The sequence below is a fragment of the Raoultella sp. genome (genome assembly GCF_039594335.1).
GTDB lineage: Bacteria > Pseudomonadota > Gammaproteobacteria > Enterobacterales > Enterobacteriaceae > Klebsiella.
Genome location: NZ_JBCNNS010000014.1, coordinates 1 through 19,110 on the forward strand (window position 1 = coordinate 1; position 19,110 = coordinate 19,110).

Annotated in this window: 16 protein-coding genes; 8 read left to right on the forward strand and 8 right to left on the reverse strand. The window is 53.4% G+C overall.

Translation table 11 applies throughout. The features are described from left to right. The first annotated feature begins 318 nt into the window (after positions 1–318). Positions 319–2,568 (forward strand): EAL domain-containing protein, encoded by a 2,250-nt coding sequence (locus ACZAHD_RS03765; RefSeq protein WP_462455593.1) that lies wholly within the window; start codon positions 319–321, stop codon positions 2,566–2,568. Positions 2,569–2,587: 19 nt separating this feature from the next. On the opposite strand, the gene ppx is transcribed toward ACZAHD_RS03765, so the two are convergent. From ppx to purM, 4 genes are all read right to left on the reverse strand, one after another. Beyond that, entirely contained in the window at positions 2,588–4,126 is a 1,539-nt protein-coding gene (gene ppx, locus ACZAHD_RS03770) for an exopolyphosphatase (protein WP_462455594.1), read from the reverse strand. A gap of 3 nt (positions 4,127–4,129) precedes the next feature. Next, positions 4,130–6,190, reverse strand: a complete 2,061-nt coding sequence (gene ppk1, locus ACZAHD_RS03775) for a polyphosphate kinase 1 (RefSeq protein ID WP_462455595.1) — start codon at positions 6,188–6,190, stop codon at positions 4,130–4,132. Between the two features lie 273 nt (positions 6,191–6,463). Beyond that, positions 6,464–7,105 carry a phosphoribosylglycinamide formyltransferase gene (purN, locus tag ACZAHD_RS03780; RefSeq protein ID WP_462455596.1) on the reverse strand — a complete coding sequence of 214 codons (642 nt, stop codon included), beginning with the start codon at positions 7,103–7,105 and terminating at the stop codon, positions 6,464–6,466. Continuing rightward, on the reverse strand, positions 7,102–8,139 hold the full coding sequence (gene purM, locus ACZAHD_RS03785) for a phosphoribosylformylglycinamidine cyclo-ligase (RefSeq protein WP_462455597.1): 1,038 nt from the start codon (positions 8,137–8,139) through the stop codon (positions 7,102–7,104). Before purM ends, purN begins: the two co-directional genes overlap by 4 nt. A 265-nt stretch (positions 8,140–8,404) precedes the next feature. Here purM and bglK point away from each other — a divergent pair, with 265 nt between their 5' ends. From bglK to ACZAHD_RS03810, 5 genes are all read left to right on the forward strand, one after another. Next, positions 8,405–9,298, forward strand: a complete 894-nt coding sequence (gene bglK, locus ACZAHD_RS03790; RefSeq protein WP_462455598.1) for a beta-glucoside kinase BglK — start codon at positions 8,405–8,407, stop codon at positions 9,296–9,298. Between the two features lie 10 nt (positions 9,299–9,308). Next, positions 9,309–10,739: a 6-phospho-beta-glucosidase gene (locus tag ACZAHD_RS03795; RefSeq protein WP_462455599.1), complete on the forward strand. Its 1,431-nt coding sequence runs from the start codon at positions 9,309–9,311 to the stop codon at positions 10,737–10,739. Positions 10,740–10,920: 181 nt separating this feature from the next. Continuing rightward, the gene (upp, locus tag ACZAHD_RS03800) at positions 10,921–11,547 is read left to right on the forward strand and encodes a uracil phosphoribosyltransferase (protein ID WP_004123492.1); all 627 of its coding nucleotides are present in this window, start codon (positions 10,921–10,923) and stop codon (positions 11,545–11,547) included. A gap of 96 nt (positions 11,548–11,643) precedes the next feature. After that, positions 11,644–12,933 carry a uracil permease gene (gene uraA / locus ACZAHD_RS03805; protein WP_462455600.1) on the forward strand — a complete coding sequence of 430 codons (1,290 nt, stop codon included), beginning with the start codon at positions 11,644–11,646 and terminating at the stop codon, positions 12,931–12,933. Positions 12,934–13,027: 94 nt separating this feature from the next. Further along, complete coding sequence (locus ACZAHD_RS03810; protein WP_071824600.1) at positions 13,028–13,729, forward strand: DnaA inactivator Hda; 702 nt, start codon at positions 13,028–13,030, stop codon at positions 13,727–13,729. 95 nt (positions 13,730–13,824) lie between these two features. Here the strand turns inward: ACZAHD_RS03810 and arsC are convergent, their stop codons facing one another. Together arsC and bepA are read right to left on the reverse strand one after the other, a co-directional pair. Beyond that, a complete protein-coding gene (gene arsC / locus ACZAHD_RS03815; protein ID WP_462455601.1) occupies positions 13,825–14,184 on the reverse strand; it encodes an arsenate reductase (glutaredoxin) in 360 nt (119 codons plus the stop codon). 9 nt (positions 14,185–14,193) lie between these two features. Next, positions 14,194–15,657, reverse strand: coding sequence for a beta-barrel assembly-enhancing protease (gene bepA / locus ACZAHD_RS03820; RefSeq protein ID WP_462455602.1), 1,464 nt, complete (start codon positions 15,655–15,657; stop codon positions 14,194–14,196). A gap of 226 nt (positions 15,658–15,883) precedes the next feature. On the opposite strand from bepA, the gene ACZAHD_RS03825 reads away from it, so the two are divergent. Continuing rightward, on the forward strand, positions 15,884–16,951 hold the full coding sequence (locus tag ACZAHD_RS03825) for an AI-2E family transporter (RefSeq protein WP_462455603.1): 1,068 nt from the start codon (positions 15,884–15,886) through the stop codon (positions 16,949–16,951). A gap of 79 nt (positions 16,952–17,030) precedes the next feature. On the opposite strand, the gene bcp is transcribed toward ACZAHD_RS03825, so the two are convergent. Continuing rightward, positions 17,031–17,501: a thioredoxin-dependent thiol peroxidase gene (gene bcp, locus ACZAHD_RS03830; protein WP_100683280.1), complete on the reverse strand. Its 471-nt coding sequence runs from the start codon at positions 17,499–17,501 to the stop codon at positions 17,031–17,033. Positions 17,502–17,504: 3 nt separating this feature from the next. Beyond that, entirely contained in the window at positions 17,505–18,074 is a 570-nt protein-coding gene (locus ACZAHD_RS03835; RefSeq protein ID WP_004866176.1) for a glycine cleavage system transcriptional repressor, read from the reverse strand. Between the two features lie 153 nt (positions 18,075–18,227). On the opposite strand from ACZAHD_RS03835, the gene dapA reads away from it, so the two are divergent. Beyond that, the gene (gene dapA / locus ACZAHD_RS03840) at positions 18,228–19,106 is read left to right on the forward strand and encodes a 4-hydroxy-tetrahydrodipicolinate synthase (RefSeq protein ID WP_462455604.1); all 879 of its coding nucleotides are present in this window, start codon (positions 18,228–18,230) and stop codon (positions 19,104–19,106) included. The last annotated feature ends 4 nt before the right edge of the window (positions 19,107–19,110 follow it).

A 19,110-nucleotide genomic window follows, 5' to 3' on the forward strand; every position in this document is an offset into this window, starting at 1 on the left:
ACCCATAACTGGGGAGATGGGAGTATTAAGGCACAGGAATGGAGCAGGGTCAATTGATGAGGATGTAAAAATCCGCCGTTCAAACATTACTTAATGTTATGTAAGATAATTATAATATTCACATCCTTTTTCTTTCATTCGATCAGACGTATAAAAATAAGCTTTATTAATCATAGCGAAAAGGTTTTTTGATTTATATCAATAGTCCATGTGTGCTGATAACTAAAATCTCTTGCCTGTTCTGCATAGGTATTCCTTATGCGGCTAGGATGGTTGGGTTGGATGCCTGCCGGAATTTGGGTTATCTGTAGAGCATCAATGAAAATAATTAAACAGTACAGACGATATCGGGATAAATGGTGGGCGCTTCCGCTGATCTTACCTCTGCTTTTACTGCCTCTGGCACGAGGAGCAAATACCTACGCGGAGCTAAATGGTAGTGAAGTTTCGCTTTACTATTTGCCGTTGGCGCTGGTCCAGAGCCTTATGCTGTTTTTTGATGTGGCAGCATTGCCCGGTATTATCATCGGCTTGCTGTGCACCGTGGCCCGGGGAATGAGCCCGTGGGAAGCTATTGAAGTCGTTTTCCACTTTCTTATCCCGGCCGTACTCTGCTGGGGTGGCTATCGGATTTTTGTGCCACGCCGACAGCATATTTACCACGGTAATGTGAGTCTGATGCCCTACCGTCTGTTCTGGCAAATGCTGTTGCCCTCACTGATTTTCCTCGTGCTTTCTCAGGTTGCCGAGTATCTTGGTATGCACCCGCGGACGACGGGACTGGCCGGGATCGATCCGCTAAGTTTACGCTCGCTGATTACCTTTCAGGCCTTGATGGTGGGGGGCTTAACCGGTGTTCCGCTGTGCTATTTGTTGATACGTATTCTTCGCAATCCTTTTTATCTGCGTAGTTTTATTTCACAGACAAAATTACAGGTTGATCCAAAAATTAAATGTGGTGAATTTGTTTTATGGTCGATGTCATTGTTAACGTTACTGGCGTTATTATTAATGCCATTGAATGGTCAGAGTACGATATTTAGCACAAACTATACATTATCACTACTTATGCCGGTCATGTTGTGGGGAGCGATGCGCTTTGGCTATCGCTGTATCGCAATCATTTGGACGCCAGTATTAATAGTTATTATTCATTTTCATTATCGGTATTTGCCTTCTTCTCCGGGATATGACAATCAGCTGGCCATCACCTCTTCGAGCTATCTGGTGTTCTCTTTTATTATTGCCTACATGGCCATGCTGGCGACCCAGCAGCGTGTGATTTATGCCAGGGTACGGCGGATGGCGTTTCTCGATCCGGTTGTTCATATGCCCAATTTACGGGCGTTGAGTCGATCGCTGGACGGTTCAAGGTGGTCGGTGTTGTGTTTTTTGCGCATTCCGGAGCTGGAGCTTCTGGGGCGCCATTATGGCGTTATGCTGCGCATTCAATATAAGCAAAAGCTGGCTGAACACCTGGGCGACTTACTTCAGCCGAACGAGGCCGTTCACCATCTGGCCGGACACGATCTGGTACTCCGCTTGAACAGCAGCGATCATAAGGCGCGCATTGCCGTGCTGGATGAGCGTATCCGGCAGTTTCGCTTTATCTGGGATGGCATGCCTCTGCAGCCTGCGGTAGGGATGAGTTACTGCAGCGTTCGTTCACCGGTGAAGCATCTCTATTTGCTTTTAGGCGAGCTGAATAATATTGCTGATATGTCTCTGACCAGTGGCCAGCCAGAAAATATGCAGCGTCGAGGTGCTATCCATATTCAGCATGGCTTGCGGGATAAAGTGGTGATGATAAACCAGATCCAGCAGGCGCTGGAGCAAAACCGTTTTTGTCTGATGGCGCAACCGATCGTCGGTATTCGCGGTGACAACTATTATGAAGTTCTGCTGCGAATGACGGGAGATGGCGGGGAGATCGTTTACCCGGATGATTTCCTCCCGGTGGCGCATGAGTTTGGTTTGTCATCACGTATTGACCTGTGGGTGCTGGAGCATACGCTCGCCTTTATTAACCAGCACCGGGAGATTTTACCCGGGCTGCGGCTGGCGGTTAATCTTTCACCGGTCTCCGTCAGCAGGAGCCCGTTCCCCGGTGAAGTGGAACGGCTGCTGGCGCAGTATCATGTTGAACCCTGGCAGTTAATATTTGAGTTAACGGAAAACCATTCGCTCAACAATCCTGAGCAAGCACGGCAAACATTGGCGCATTTGCGGGCGCTGGGGTGCCGAGTGGCAATCGATGACTTTGGTACCGGCTACGCCAGCTACGCGCGTCTGAAAACCCTGAACGTAGATCTGCTGAAGATTGACGGCAGCTTTATTCGTAACCTGCATTCCAGCAGCCTTGATTATCAGGTCGTGGCATCGATTTGCCATCTGGCGCGAATGAAAAATATGCAGGTGGTTGCGGAATGTGTGGAAACACCGGAGATTCGCCAGGCGGCGCTGTCATTGGGGATTGATTATCTGCAGGGGTACGAGATTGGTCTACCGGTTCCACTGGCATCTCTGGCGACGGCGGTAACGGCTGACGCGAGTAAACGGGCCGGGTGAGAGCAACCCGGCCTCGGGGCTATTTTTTGCTGTCCGGCTCTTCTTCGGCGATTTTCAACAGCCAGTCAGGAACGCCTTCCCAGTACTGCTGTTCTTTTTCCAGATCGAGCAGCACCAGCGCATTTTGGCTGAACCAGTTGTGTGGAAAGACCAGCGTCCAGTGATTGGCTTCGGTCTTCAGCTTGAGCGTTGGCGGTGTGGTGGTCGCCTGACGCTGGTTATTCAGCAAAATACCAAGGCGTAAAAGCTGAATGAGCGGCAGGAACTGCTTTTTCTTAAACAGCGTAAAGCGGGGCAAATCATCCAATTTGATCGCTTTACGGTGATAGCGAACCAGCGTCGCCATCAGCATTTGCTGCTCCTGATTGAAGCCAGGCAAGTCGCTGTTTTGTAAAATATAAGCTGAGTGACGGTGCATTCCGCTGTGGTTAATATTCAACCCCACTTCGTGGAGCATCACCGCCCATTTCAGCAATGCAGACAGGTTCGGGTTGTCCAGTTTGGGGTTCTGTTCCTGCCACTGCTCGAACATATAGGTGGTCGTTTCCAGGACCCGACGCGCCTGCTCGCGGTCAATATTGTACTGGTTTGCCAGGCTTTGCGCGGTGCGGCTGCGAATATCCTGATGGCGAAAACGTCCCTCCATCTCATACAACACGCCTTCGCGCAGCGCGCCATCGGACAAACGCAGCTCTTTGATCGCCAGCGCATCGAAAACGCCGCAGAGGATAGCCAGCCCCGGAGCAAACACTGCTTTGCGTTCTTCTGACAGGCCCGGCAGACTGAGCGCGTCAAAGTTTTTATACTTCAACACTTCATCCACCAGCATTTCAAGGCGTTCCGGGGTGATAAAACCGTCTTTTTCCCCCATGGCGACCAGTACTTCCTGTGCCGCTTTGATGGTGCCGGATGCGCCCAGCGCCACATTCCAACCCTGGATACGGAACTGCCACGCCAGCGTCTCCAGCTTCTGCACGGCCGACAGACGCGCGCGCTGGAAATTCTCTTTATTGATGGTGCCGCCGGGGAAATAGATCTGCGAGAAGCTGACGCAGCCCATACGACGGCTCTCAACCAGACGCGGTTCGAAATCCTCGCCAATCACCAGCTCCGTCGAACCACCACCGATATCAATGACCAGCTTACGGCCCCGTTCCGGCTGCGTATGCTCGACGCCCATAAAAATCAGACGCGCTTCTTCGTTACCGGAGATTATCTCTATCGGATAGGGAATCACCTTTTCCGCGCGCTTGAGAAATTCCGCGGCGTTGGCGGCCTGGCGTAAGGTGTGTGTCCCGACAATGCAGACGCTGGAGGGAGAAAAACCCTGCAGGCGTTCGGCAAACAGCGACAGACAGTTAAGCCCGCGGGCGATCGCCTCTTCGCTGAGCACGGAATTTTCATCCAGTCCATCGGCCAGGTGAACCCGCTGTTTCAGGCGACCGATGATCTGCATGGCTCCGTCGACGACACGGGCGATCACCATATGAAAACTGTTTGAACCAAGGTCGACCGCAGCAAACTCCTGTGGACGAGGGGTTTTTTCTTTTATTGGCATAGGTTAGTCGGGTTGTTCGAGTGATTTGAGATAGTCGTAGATCGCCAGCTGTGCGCGCACTTTACGGCGATTGCCGCGGGGTACATAGCGATTACTCAGTTCTTTATCAAGATAGCGTGCTTTGACCGTATCGTTGAATAAGAGATCAAAAATATCCAGGACGCGCTGTTTTAAACGTGGGTCCAGCAGCGGTACGGCGACCTCAATACGGTAGTCAATATTACGCGTCATCCAGTCAGCAGAGGAGAGCCAAACCTGTTTATCTCCGCCGTTTTCGAAAACATAGACACGATCGTGCTCAAGGAAACGGTCGACGATACTGGTGACACGAATATTTTCACTGATCCCTTCCAGCCCAGGAATCAGAGAGCACATGCCGCGAATCAACAGGTTAACGGGAACCCCGGAACTTGACGCGGCATAAAGTCGATCCACCAGTCCTTTATCGACCAGGTTGTTCAGCTTCAGCGTGATGCCAGAAGGCTGACCGTTCTGGGCGTTGGCGATTTCTCTGTCGATCATTTCATACAGCAGGCGGCGCGAGTTCTGTGGCGAAACCAGCAGGTAATCGAAGCTCACCGGGCGGTATGGGTTTTCGATAAAGTTAAAGACGCGACGCACTTCATTGGTGATACGTGCATCTGCCGTCAGCAACGAATAGTCGGTGTACAGACGGGCGGTTTTTTCGTTGAAGTTGCCGGTCCCGATATGTGCGTAGCGGACGACTTCTTCACCCTCTTTACGCGAGATCAGGAACAGCTTGGCGTGAATTTTCAACCCCGGTGCAGAGAAGATAACGTGTACGCCGGCTTCGGTCAGGCGCTTCGCCCAATGAATATTGGCTTCTTCGTCGAAGCGCGCCTGAAGCTCCACCACCACGGTGACTTTTTTGCCGTTATGGGCCGCGTGGATCATCGAGTCGATGATGCGTGAATCTTTGGCAACGCGATAAATGTTGATTTTTATTGCCAGCACGCTCGGATCGAATGAGGCCTGGCGCAGCAGCTCCAGCACGTGCTCAAAGGTATGATACGGGTAGTACAGCAGCACGTCGCGTTCGCGAATGGCGTCAAACCCGTTGCGGAACTTATCGAACCAGGTGTGACGCAGGCGCGGCAGCGGCTTGTTAACCAGATTGGCCTTACCGACGTTAGGGAAGCCGATAAAGTCTTTAAAATTATGATAGCGCCCGCCTGGCAGCATTGAATCGTAGCGTGAAATGGAGAACATCTCGCGCAGCATTTCAACCATGGTGTCCGGCATATCGCGCTGATAAACAAAACGTACCGGCTCTGCCGTCAGACGCTGTTTCAGACTCGAGGACATCAGCTCCATCAGGCTCGATTCCATCTCGTGCACCAGATCGTACTCGGCGTCACGGGTCATCTTCATCGAGTAGGCGTTCAGCGTATCGTAGTCAAAGAAGCCCTTAAAGATATCATCCAGGCAGTAACGCAGGATGTTATCAAGCAGGATCATTGGCTTGCGGCGGCGCGGTGCCTCCGGTGGCAGATTAACAAACCGCGGGACTTTGTCTGATGGAATCTCCAGCAGGGCGTAATTGATGGTTTCCCCACGGATGATTTCGACTGCCAGATAGGTGTAATCATCTTTCAGGAACTGGATCAGGTCGGTTTCAGGGTTAATCAGGATCGGGGTGATGTGCTGACGCAGGTACTGTTTGAAATAGTTGCGTAGCCAGGACTGTTGATTCACCGAAAGCTGGCGCTCATTGATCAGAAAGATCTGGTTACGCGCCATTTCCAGCAACAGCTCATTATACAGGCTGTCAAACTCCTGATCGGCCTTCAGTACGCGGGCCTGAATTTTGCCTAACAAATGGCGAGAATGGGCGGTACTGCCTTGTTCTTCGCTAATTATGATGCGACGCTTAAGTTCAGCGAAGCGCACTTTATAAAATTCATCGAGGTTGTTGGAGTAGATGCCTAAAAAGCGCATGCGCTCAATCAGTGGGTTACTTTTATCCGCCGCTTCCTGAAGTACACGTTCGTTAAAGGACAACCAGCTGAGTTCTTTCTCGATATATAGCTTTTCCTGGCCCATTACAACTCACACTCCGGTTGATTGATGTTGCTTTTTCATTATGGCGAGCTTTGCCATTGAATGTCCAACTATGTCAAAGAAGTATGACAGTTTTCTTTCAATGTGCTGTGAACAAAAACGGTGGCAAGCAAGTGCTGGTTTTGTGTACAAAACGAGGCCGTGCCCGGATATAAACAGGGAAAAAATCATCGTTGATTCGAACAAAACAGGGGAGAAGCGGCGGGCGGTGAACCGATAAAATACGCCTCTGGCGGGAGCCGGAGGCGCTGATGATTATTCTTCAGCCGCATGACCCTGTGGCGGCAGAGGGACGTTGTCAAGCCAGGCCACATTCCCCTCCATGCGCAGACGACCGTCCATAAACCAGCTTACTACCAGCGGGTAGATGGCATGTTCCTGAGCCTGCACGCGGGCGGTAATCTCGTCTTCACTATCTCCGGCAAAAACCGGCACTTTGGCCTGCAGAATCACCGGACCACCGTCGAGCTCATCGGTGACGAAATGTACCGATGTACCGTGCTCCTCATCACCGTTTTCCAGTACCTGGCGATGGGTATGCAGCCCCGGGTATTTTGGCAACAGCGACGGGTGGATATTCAGCAGACGCCCCTGGTAATGGGCGACGAACGCCGGGCTAAGGATCCGCATGTAGCCTGCCAGCACCACCAGCTCCGGCGCGTAAGCATCGATCTCATGCATCAGTTCGCGATCGAAGGCTTCGCGATTGGCAAACTGGCTGGCCGACAACGCATGGGCCGGAATACCGGCCTCACGCGCGCGTTCAAGACCGAACGCGTCGGCCTTATTGCTGAATACCGCTCTCAGGGTGCCGTTAATCTGCTTTCGGGCACAGGCATCAATTATCGCCTGCAAATTGCTTCCGTTACCGGAAATCAGCACCACCATGTTTTTCATTCAATGACCACACGCTGTTCGGAATCAGAAGCTTTGATATAGCCGATTTTCCACGCGTTTTCACCTTTCTCGTTCAGCAGCGTGATGGCGCTGTCGGCGACTTCTGCCGGCAGGGCGATAACCATGCCGACACCGCAGTTAAAAGTACGGTACATTTCATGGCTGCTGACATTCCCGGCCTGTTGCAACCAGTTGAAGACTTCCGGCCATTGCCAGGAGGACTCGTCGATGACCGCCTGGGTGTTGTCCGGCAGAACGCGCGGAATGTTTTCCCAGAAGCCGCCGCCGGTCAGGTGGGCGATCGCGTGAACGTCAACGTTGGCGATCAGATCCAGCACCGATTTAACGTAGATGCGGGTCGGTGCCAGCAGATGGTCGGCCAGCGGCGAACCATTCAGATCGGTTGTCTGCGGATCGACGCCGCTAACTTCGATAATTTTACGCACCAGCGAGTAGCCGTTGGAATGCGGGCCGCTGGAGGCCAGCGCGACCAGCACGTCGCCATCGGCAACTTTGCTGCCATCAATGATTTCTGATTTTTCTACTACGCCGACGCAAAAGCCCGCGACATCATAGTCTTCGCCGTGGTACATGCCCGGCATTTCCGCTGTTTCGCCGCCAACCAGCGCGCAGCCCGACTGCAGGCAGCCTTCAGCGATGCCGCTGATGACGCTGGCTGCCGTATCGACATCCAGTTTACCGGTGGCATAGTAGTCGAGGAAAAACAGGGGTTCTGCGCCCTGGACCACCAGGTCATTGACGCACATTGCCACCAGGTCAATACCGATAGTATCGTGGCGTTTCAGGTCCATCGCCAGACGCAGCTTGGTGCCGACGCCATCAGTGCCGGAAACCAGAACCGGCTCGCGGTATTTTTGCGGCAATGCGCACAGTGCGCCGAATCCGCCCAGTCCACCCATCACTTCCGGGCGTCGGGTTTTCTTCACCACACCCTTGATACGGTCGACGAGCGCGTTGCCTGCATCAATATCTACGCCGGCATCTTTATAACTGAGAGAGGTTTTATCGGTCACTGCGAAATCTCCACACATTTGCGGTAGCAAGAAAAATCGGCGCAATTCTAACAGGGAAAGCAAACGTTTGCGAGCCTGCTTTGCAGTCGGCGTGAATCGGCAGCGATATGAACAAATTTGAACCGGTTCACGAAAATGAAACCGGGTACATTCTTGTACTTGCCTATGACATTAGGAATCGCCATCATGCCACTGAAACCGGTTTCTTTTTTTGTTCAGGAGAGCAGAAGGTAGATTCCGCGGGGATTCTGGAGGAAGAAACGGAATGAACATTGCCGCATTTGACATCGGCGGAACAGCGTTAAAAATGGGTGTAAGCACTGCTGCGGGCGAACTGCTTGAAAAAGATAAGCAGTCGATTAGCGACAGCGATGGCGACCAGATACTGCAAGCGATTCTGGCGTGGATTGCCGCTCACCCGGAATGTAAAGGCGTGGCGATCGGCGCGCCTGGCTATGTCAACCCACATACTGGCTTTATCGAAATGGGCGGCGCAATCCGTAAGTTCGATAATTTCGCGATTAAGCACTGGCTGGAGCAACAGACCGGGCTTCCCGTCTCCATCGAAAACGATGCTAACTGCGTTCTGCTCGCTGAGCGCTGGCAGGGTAAAGCGCTCAATATGAGCGACTTTCTGGTTCTGACGATCGGAACCGGCGTCGGCGGCGCGATTTTTTGTCACAACCAACTGGTGCATGGCGCGCGTTTTCGCGCGGGTGAATTCGGCTATATGCAGACCGAGCGCCCCGGTGCTCGCGATGTGCGTCGCTATTCTATGAATGAAAACTGCACGCTGCGAGTATTGCGGCACCGCTATGCCGGGCATGTTGGTAAATCGCTGGAAGCGGTAACCGGTGAAGAGATCTTCGATCGCTACGATGCGGGCGACGCGGTCTGCCAGCGGCTGGTGGCAGACTTTTTCAACGGTCTTGGTACCGGTCTGTATAACCTGGTGAACATTTTTGATCCGCAGGCCATTTTCATCGGCGGTGGCATTGTGGAACGGCCAGGCTTTTTGGCGCTGATGCGCGAACATCTTGCCTGGTTCGGTATTGCAGACTATCTCGACACCGTCAGCCACGGCAACGATGCCGGTTTAATGGGGGCGGTTTACCATTTTAATCAGCAAAACCGATCGTTTAGCGGCGATGGTTCATAAGGAAGAAAACATGTCTGGATTTAAAGAAGGTTTTCTGTGGGGCGGCGCGGTGGCGGCGCATCAGTTGGAAGGTGGTTGGCAGGAAGGCGGGAAAGGCGTCAGTGTGGCCGACGTGATGACCGCTGGCGCACACGGCGTGCCGCGTGAAATCACCAATGGCGTACTGCCGGGGAAAAATTACCCCAACCATGAGGCGATTGATTTTTACCATCGTTATAAAGAAGACATTCAGCTGTTTGCCGAAATGGGTTTCAAATGCTTCCGCACTTCGATTGCCTGGACACGTATTTTCCCGCTGGGTGATGAGCTGGAGCCTAATGAATCAGGGCTCCAGTTCTATGACGATCTGTTTGATGAATGCCTGAAGTACGGTATTGAACCGGTGATGACGCTCTCTCACTTCGAGATGCCTTATCATCTGGTGACCGAGTATGGCGGCTGGCGTAACCGTAAGCTGATCGATTTCTTCGTCCGCTTTGCGAGAGTGGTGTTCGAGCGCTATCAGCACAAAGTGAAGTACTGGATGACTTTTAATGAGATCAATAACCAGGCTAACTTCCACGAAGATTTTGCCCCGTTCACCAACTCCGGTCTGAAGTATCTGCCGGATGAAGATCGCGAGCCGGTGATGTATCAGGCGGCGCACTATGAGCTGGTTGCCAGCGCCCTGGCGGTCAACGCTGCCCGCGAGATTAATCCATCGCTGCAGGTGGGATGCATGATTGCGATGAGCCCGATTTATCCGTTCTCCTGCGCCCCGAACGACATGATGATGGCCATGAACGCTATGCATCGCCGTTACTGGTTTACCGATGTTCACGTCCGTGGCAAGTACCCGCAGCATCTGCTGAACTACTTCGCTCGCCGCGGTTTTGTGCTGGATATCACCGCAGAAGATCGTCAGGCGCTGGCCGAGGGCTGCGTCGACTATATTGGCTTTAGCTACTATATGTCGTTTGCCACGAAGGCGACCGATGATAATCCGCTGCTGGATTATGACGAGACCCAAAGCCTGGTCTCTAACCCATACGTGCAAAAGTCAGACTGGGGCTGGCAGATTGATCCGGTTGGCTTACGCTACTCCCTGAACTGGTTCTGGGATCATTACCAGCTGCCGCTGTTTATTGTTGAGAACGGCTTCGGGGCTATCGATGTGCGCGAAGCGGATGGCACGGTAAACGATCGCTACCGGATCGATTATCTCTCCGCACATATTGCCGAGATGAAAAAAGCGGTGGTTGAGGACGGCGTTGACCTGATGGGCTATACCCCATGGGGATGTATCGACCTGGTGTCCGCCGGTACCGGTGAAATGAAAAAACGCTACGGCTTTATCTACGTTGATAAAGATAATGAAGGCAACGGAACGCTGGAGCGCAGCCGGAAGCAATCCTTCTCTTGGTATCAACAGGTTATCAGCAGCAATGGCGAAACCTTGTAAAACGCCCTTTAAGCCCCGAGCACCCCGCCTGTGCGGGGTTTTTTTATTTTGATTTATACTGGCTCAGGCAGCGCAAAGCATTTTGGTTGATCCCGGTCAAACATATCGGCTATGGCGCAAATGGAAAAAAGCGGTATAATCCCGCGATTTTTTTGTGGCTGCCCCTCAGAGGAGAAAGAAAATGAAGATTGTGGAAGTGAAACACCCGCTCGTCAAACACAAGCTGGGCCTGATGCGTGAGCACGACATCAGCACCAAACGCTTCCGTGAACTTGCCTCAGAGGTAGGTAGCTTACTGACTTATGAAGCCACTTCCGATCTGGCGACCGAAAAAGTCACCATCGAAGGCTGGAACGGCCCGGTAGAAATCGAGCAGATCAAAGGGAAGAAAATCACCGTTGTGCCGATTCTGCGCGCGGGCCTGGGGATGATGGAAGGCGTGCTTGAGCACGTACCGAGCGCGCGCATCAGCGTGGTGGGTATCTACCGTAACGAAGAGACGCTTGAGCCTGTTCCTTACTTCCAGAAGCTGGTATCGAATATCGACGAGCGCATGGCGCTGGTGGTTGACCCGATGCTGGCAACCGGTGGTTCGATGATCGCCACTATCGATCTGCTGAAAAAAGCGGGCTGCTCCAGTATTAAGGTACTGGTTCTGGTGGCTGCGCCGGAAGGGATTGCCGCGCTGGAGAAAGCGCATCCGGATGTTGAGCTGTACACCGCATCCATTGACCAGGGCCTCAACGAGCACGGATACATTATTCCTGGGCTCGGCGATGCCGGCGATAAGATTTTTGGTACCAAGTGATTACACCGATAATAAGAAGCCGACTTTAAGAGTCGGCTTTTTTTTGAATAAAACAAACTGACAGCCACTAATATACGACTCTTAGAGGAAAACGCTATGACGCGCCGCGCAATCGGGGTGAGTGAAAGACCGCCGCTTTTACAGACTATCCCACTGAGTTTGCAGCATCTGTTCGCTATGTTTGGCGCAACGGTTCTGGTGCCCGTTCTGTTTCATATCAACCCGGCTACCGTCCTGCTGTTTAACGGTATTGGGACATTGCTGTATCTTTTCATCTGTAAGGGAAAAATCCCGGCCTATCTCGGATCGAGCTTCGCGTTTATCTCTCCGGTTTTGCTGCTGCTGCCGCTGGGCTATGAAGTGGCGTTAGGGGGGTTCATTATGTGCGGCGCTCTGTTCTGCATCGTCTCCTTTATTGTCAAAAAAGCCGGCACCGGCTGGCTGAATGTGATGTTCCCACCGGCGGCCATGGGGGCCATTGTCGCGGTTATCGGCCTCGAGTTGGCGGGCGTCGCTGCCAATATGGCCGGTCTGCTGCCAGCTGACGGGCAATCGCCGGAGAGCAAAACCATCATTATTTCGATGGTGACGCTGGCGGTGACGGTTTTCGGTTCGGTGCTGTTTCGCGGTTTCCTGGCCATTATCCCGATTCTGATTGGTGTCCTGGTGGGCTACGCGCTCTCCTTTGTGATGGGGGTTGTCGACACCACGCCGATTGCTGAGGCGCACTGGTTCGCCCTGCCGACGTTCTACACCCCGCGCTTTGAATGGTTTGCCATTTTCACCATTCTGCCCGCCGCGCTGGTGGTGATTGCCGAGCACGTCGGCCACCTGGTGGTTACGGCGAATATCGTTAAAAAAGATCTGATCCGCGATCCGGGGCTGCATCGTTCGATGTTTGCTAATGGCCTGTCGACGATGATCTCCGGCTTCTTTGGTTCGACGCCCAACACGACTTACGGCGAGAACATTGGCGTCATGGCGATCACTCGCGTCTACAGCACCTGGGTTATCGGCGGGGCGGCAATCTTCGCGATTCTGCTCTCCTGCGTGGGTAAACTGGCGGCTGCGATTCAGATCATCCCGCTGCCGGTCATGGGGGGGGTTTCGCTGCTGCTGTACGGTGTGATTGGCGCCTCCGGGATTCGCGTCCTGATCGAATCGAAAGTGGACTACAACAAGGCACAGAATTTGATTCTGACCTCCGTGATTCTGATCATTGGCGTCAGCGGGGCGAAAGTGCACATTGGCGCGGCGGAGCTGAAAGGCATGGCGCTGGCGACAATAGTCGGCGTGGGCCTGAGCCTGATTTTTAAGCTGATCAGTGTCCTGCGTCCGGAAGAGGTTGTTCTGGATGCCGCCGACAGTGAAGAAGTAAAACATTGATCTCACAACCGGGCGGCGATCCCGCCCGGTTCTCTCAAGACAGACTTCGTGATAAACTCTCCGCGTTTTTCTGTAAGCCTATGATGAGGTCCATCTGAACGCACCGGCACAGCTCTCTCTGCCACTGTATCTTCCCGATGATGAAACTTTCGCCAGTTTCTGGCCGGGTGATAATCCTTCTCTTCTTGCTGCCTTACAGAATGTGTTGCGGCAGGAACATAGCGGGTACATCTATATCTGGTCACGCGAAGGCGCGGGGCGCAGTCACTTGTTACATGCCGCCTGTGCGGAGCTTTCCCAGCGCGGCGACGCGGTGGGCTATGTTCCACTGGATAAGCGTACGTGGTTTGTACCGGAAGTGCTTGACGGGATGGAGCAGCTTTCGCTGGTTTGTATTGACAATATCGAGTGCGTGGCCGGCGACGAGCCGTGGGAAATGGCCATTTTCAACCTCTATAACCGGATCCTTGAATCAGGTAAAACGCGTTTGCTGATTACCGGCGATTGCCCGCCGCGTCAGCTGAATCTCGGGTTGCCGGATCTGGCCTCGCGCCTCGACTGGGGGCAAATCTACAAGCTACAACCGCTGTCGGATGAAGATAAGCTGCAGGCGCTACAGCTGCGCGCGCGCCTGCGGGGTTTTGAGATGCCAGAAGACGTCTGTCGTTTCTTGCTCAAACGGTTAGATCGTGAAATGCGCTCGCTGTTTATGACCCTCGATCAGCTCGATCATGCGTCGATCACCGCGCAGCGTAAATTGACCATTCCTTTTGTGAAAGAGATCCTCAAGCTTTAGCCGGGCAAGATCTCTGCGAACGGTCCAGTTCGCGAACCTCGCGTAAAGATTTCACTCTCTGCACCATCACGACAAACCGCGATGGCGCAGCGGCATTAGTTGACGATTTCCAGAACCTGCTCCGGCGGTCGGCCTATCCGCGCCTGGCCATGGCTGACGACAATCGGACGCTCCATCAGCTTCGGGTTATCGACGATGGCCTGAATAAGCGCGTCCTCGCTAAGCTGCGGTTCGGCGAGCTCCAGGGATTTATACAGATCCTCTTTGTGGCGCATCAGTTCGCGGGCGCTGACCATGCCGAGCATGTTCAACAGCTGGCGCAGCGTGTCTGCATCCGGCGGCGTCTCCAGGTAGAGCACGACCTCAGGATCGATACCGTTAGCTTTCAACAGGCTTAAGGTGTCGCGGCTCTTGGAGCAGCGAGGATTGTGATAAATTTTTACCGCGTCAGACATGTCGTCTCCTTACATTTTTTGATACGGGCGGAACCGTTCCTGCAACTGGCGCAGCTGGTCAATACGCGCATCGTAGCGCGCCTGCTGCAAACTGCCCAGTTTCACCTGTGCGCTGGCGCTGCTCAGCAGAGAAATCGCCTGATCGAGCTGGCCGACCAGCGCCATACCTTCTGCGCGCGCTGCCAGCTCCTGGTCACGATGGCCGAGCGCTGCTTCAGCCTGCGCCAGCAGATCCCAGCCGTTGCTGTCATCTTTGTAGTTAAAGGTATACCGGTTGAGGATTTTCTCCGCTTCCGCTGCTTGCCCGCCCTGTAAGTATGCGTTGGCAAGGTTGAGTTGCAGCACTGGATTGGTACGAATCTCGCGAGCATTTTTCAGGCGGTTAATCGCATCGGCCGTTTTCTTCTGTCCGAGATCGATATCGGTTGCCAGGTCGAGATACCAGGCGTTCTGCGGATCGGCGCTCAGTAGAGGCTGCAGCGTTTTGCGTGCCAGATCGTCATTATTGTTTCCCATGGCCAGCAGCGCTCGTCCGTACTGGGAGGCGTGTTGTTCGCGGATATTGCCTTTCGCCCACGCGTTCAGCAGATCGTCGCCAAGCTTATTTTCCCCGGAGTTATACATTCCCAGGGTTCTGGCCTTGGCCAGGTAAAAATCGGCGGAAGACTGGACAACCACAGGACGCATCTGGTTCGCGCGGTTGCGGGCGTCAGACAGACGGCTCTCCGGCAGGGGGTGAGTCAGCAGCATTTCCGGCGGCCGGGTCGAGTAGCGGGACTCGTCGAGCAGTTTCCCCATAAAGGCCGGCATCGCCTGCGGATCAAAGCCGGAGCGCTGCAGCACCTGAATCCCGATGCGGTCAGCCTCTTCTTCGTTTTGACGGGTAAAACTGATCATCCCCTGCTGGGTTCCCGCCAGCGTACCGGTGAGCGCCGCCATCCCGGCCTGCGGGCTGGCCATCGCCAGTAGAATCGAGCCCAGCGCGCCGACCCAGGTCAGCGGGGCGTTGCGTTTTTGGTCTTCCATCGCGCGCGCGAGGTGGCGCTGGGTGACGTGCGAGATTTCGTGCGCCATCACCGACGCCAGCTCGCTTTCGGTATCTGAATAGCGGAACAGAGCAGAGTGCAGCACGACATTGCCGCCAAAGAAAGCAAAGGCGTTAATCTGATCGTTATTAATCAGGTAAAAGTGAAAAGGGGTACGAACAGAGTTAGCGTGCGCGACCAGACGCATACCTAATCCGTTAATATATTGCACCAGCAGCGGGTCGTTGATGAGCGGCGCGCTACCGCGTAGCTGGCGCACATAGTAGTCTCCCATCTGCATTTCCTGGCCAATAGAGAGCGTGCTTCCCGCAGAGGTTCCCATATCGGGCAGGGTATCTGCGGAGTCAGCAAAAGCAGGCAAAATCGAACCCAGCGTCAGCGACGCTATGACGGTTGCCACCAGCGTTTTCTTGAACTGCCTGAACATAACCTCTGTCCTGTAATGTGGGTGTGCCAGTTTGACCGATTGGGCGGCGTAATGTTCCATTTCCGCGCGTCCTGCGAGTTTAGCTGGCGCAGAGGCTATTGAAAATATGATATTCACGCCAGCGCGAATGTTTGTGGCTTTGCTAATAAAAGCGAAGTCTTTCCGGTGACATTTAGATACAATTCCCTCGGTTTTTTTGCCGCTAAGCGCTTCAGGGAAGGGTTTTATGCTTGAGATGTTAATGCAGTGGTACCGTCGTCGGTTTAGCGATCCAGAAGCGATAGCGCTGCTGGTTATTTTGCTGGCCGGGTTCGGGATCATGTTTTTTTTCAGCGGCCTGCTGGCGCCATTGCTGGTCGCTATCGTGCTGGCTTATCTGCTGGAATGGCCAACTGTCAGGCTGGAGCGCGTAGGGCTGTCGCGAACCTGGGCAACCTCGTTCGTGCTGATTCTGTTCGTGGGCATATTGTTGCTGATGGCGTTTGTGGTGATGCCTGTTGCCTGGCAGCAGGGCATTAATCTGATTCGCGATATGCCTGGCATGCTCAATAAGCTTTCCGATTTTGCTGCCACGGTGCCGCGCCGTTACCCGGCGCTGATGGATGCCGGTATTCTCGACGCCATGGCGGACAATATGCGCAACCGCGTGCTCACCGTCGGCGATTCGGTGGTCAAATACTCTCTGGCTTCGCTGGTCGGTTTACTGACTCTGGCGGTCTATCTGGTGCTGGTGCCGCTGATGGTGTTCTTTCTGCTGAAAGACAAAGAGCAGATGCTGAATGCCGTGCGCCGCGTGCTGCCGCGCAACCGCGGGCTGGCGGGGCAGGTATGGAAAGAGATGAATCAGCAGATCACCAACTATATCCGCGGCAAGGTGCTGGAGATGATTGTCGTCGGGGTGGCAACGTGGATAGGCTTTATCCTGTTTGATCTCAACTATTCGCTGCTGCTGGCGGTGCTGGTCGGCTTCTCGGTGCTGATTCCGTACATCGGTGCCTTCGTGGTGACCATTCCGGTCGTGGGCGTGGCGCTGTTCCAGTTTGGCGCAGGCACGGAGTTCTGGAGCCTGTTTGCGGTGTACCTGATTATTCAGGGGCTCGACGGTAACCTGCTGGTACCGGTGCTGTTTTCAGAAGCCGTCAACCTGCATCCGCTGGTGATTATCCTGTCGGTGGTTATCTTTGGCGGGCTGTGGGGATTCTGGGGCGTCTTTTTTGCGATTCCGCTGGCGACCCTTATCAAAGCGGTGGTACATGCGTGGCCAGATGGCCTGGTGGTGGAAGACGACAATTAGTCCGTGACTGGAAACGCGGGAAAGAAAACGGACGCCGGGTCAGTGAATCACGACCTGGCGTCCTGCGTCAGGTAGTACGTTAGCCGTTTTCTTTCAACCAGTTCAGCACCACATCATGGTGATTGCTGGTTTTAAAGTTATCAAACACGTGTTCGACTTTGCCGTTGCTATCGATCAGGAAGCTAATGCGGTGAATACCGTCGTAGGTTTTCCCCATAAACGATTTTTCGCCCCAGACGCCAAACTGTTCACACACCTGGTGATTTTCATCAGACAGCAGCGTGAAGTTCAGCAGCTCTTTTTCGGCGAAACGGGAGAGTTTTTCCGGTTTATCAGTACTGATACCCAAGACCTCAACACCGGCTTTTTTTAAGTCATCCATATTATCGCGCAGGCCGCAGGCCTGAACGGTACAACCCGGGGTCATGGCTTTCGGGTAAAAATAAACCAGAACACGCTGTCCCTGGAAGTCGGTCAAATTTACTTCCTCGCCGTCCTGGTCCGGTAAGCTAAATTTCGGTGCAATATCACCGGCTTTCAGTGGATTCATTACTCAAACTCCATCCTGTTCATCATGTTGTGAATAATTAACGATGTTAATACTGCCTTGTGCGTTCAGTTCTGTACATAGGGCTTTGAACGCTTGTTCGATATTTGATGCATTTTGTGTTGCAGGGCTGTGTGCGGTTATCTGAATAAACAACTGCGCTGAATCGTCATCACCGCTAACCTGGGTACGAGAAACCAGTTCGGCGATGTTCATATTCCACGCGTCAAACAGGGCAGTGAAACGCTCGATAATGTGCGGCGAGTCCGGTACCTCAACCTGGACCCAGACGGTGTTTGGCATGGCCTGAGGAGGCCGGGCGGTCGTCCGCTTCATCACGATCAGCAAATCCAGCTCAGCTCCTTTCAGCGGCAGGGTCGATTCGATAAGTGTAATCGCGTTCCATGAACCTGAAAGCAGCATGATAAACGTAAATTCGTCACCAAGCATGGCCAGCCGGCTGTCTTCGATATTACAGCCGCAGCTGCTGACGTGGCGGGTGATGGTGTTCACGATGCCGGGACGGTCAGCGCCCAAAGCGGTAATAACCAGATAGTGTTGTAATGAGGCGGTCAAACCTGTTCTTCCTTTAAAAAGGTGAGGTAACATTAGGAAAGCATAAAAAAAACCGGCATACAACATCCCTGATGGCATCGGGTCTCTTGCTTTTATTGCGGCACCAAACGTAACATTGACAATCTTGTCGCACTTCAGCTCTGAGGATGGCCCATGTTCACGGGAAGTATTGTAGCGCTTGTCACGCCGATGGATGAAAAAGGTAACGTCTGCCGATCAAGCCTGAAAAAACTGATTGATTACCATGTCGCCAGCGGAACCTCGGCGATCGTATCGGTAGGGACTACCGGAGAATCCGCGACCTTAAGCCATGAAGAACATGGCGATGTCGTGATGATGACGCTTGAACTGGCTGACGGGCGTATCCCGGTCATCGCAGGTACCGGTGCAAATGCAACCGCAGAGGCGATTAGCCTGACCAGGCGTTTTAACAACAGCGGTGTTGTCGGTTGCCTGACGGTCACCCCTTATTACAATCGTCCGACCCAGGAAGGATTGTTCCAACACTTTAAAGCCATCGCCGAACACACCGATCTGCCGCAAATTCTGTATAATGTGCCATCCCGTACCGGTTGCGACATGCTGCCGGAAACTGTCGGTCGCCTGGCGGAAGTAAAAAATATTATCGGTATTAAGGAAGCGACCGGGAACTTAAGTCGTGTTCATCAGATCAAAGAGCTGGTTTCAGATGACTTTATTCTGTTGAGCGGCGATGATGCCACCGGAATGGACTTTATGCAGCTCGGCGGTCAGGGCGTGATTTCCGTCACGGCGAACGTTGCGGCTCGCGAAATGGCGGATATGTGCCGACTGGCTGTGGAAGGTCAGTTCGCGCAAGCTCGTGCAATTAACCAACGTCTGATGCCATTGCATACAAAATTATTTGTCGAACCCAACCCGATCCCCGTGAAATGGGCATGTAAGGCGTTGGGTCTTGTGGCAACCGATACGCTTCGTCTGCCGATGACGCCGATTACCGAACAGGGTACTCAGGCCGTTACCGCAGCGCTGAAGCATGCCGGTTTGCTGTAAAGTT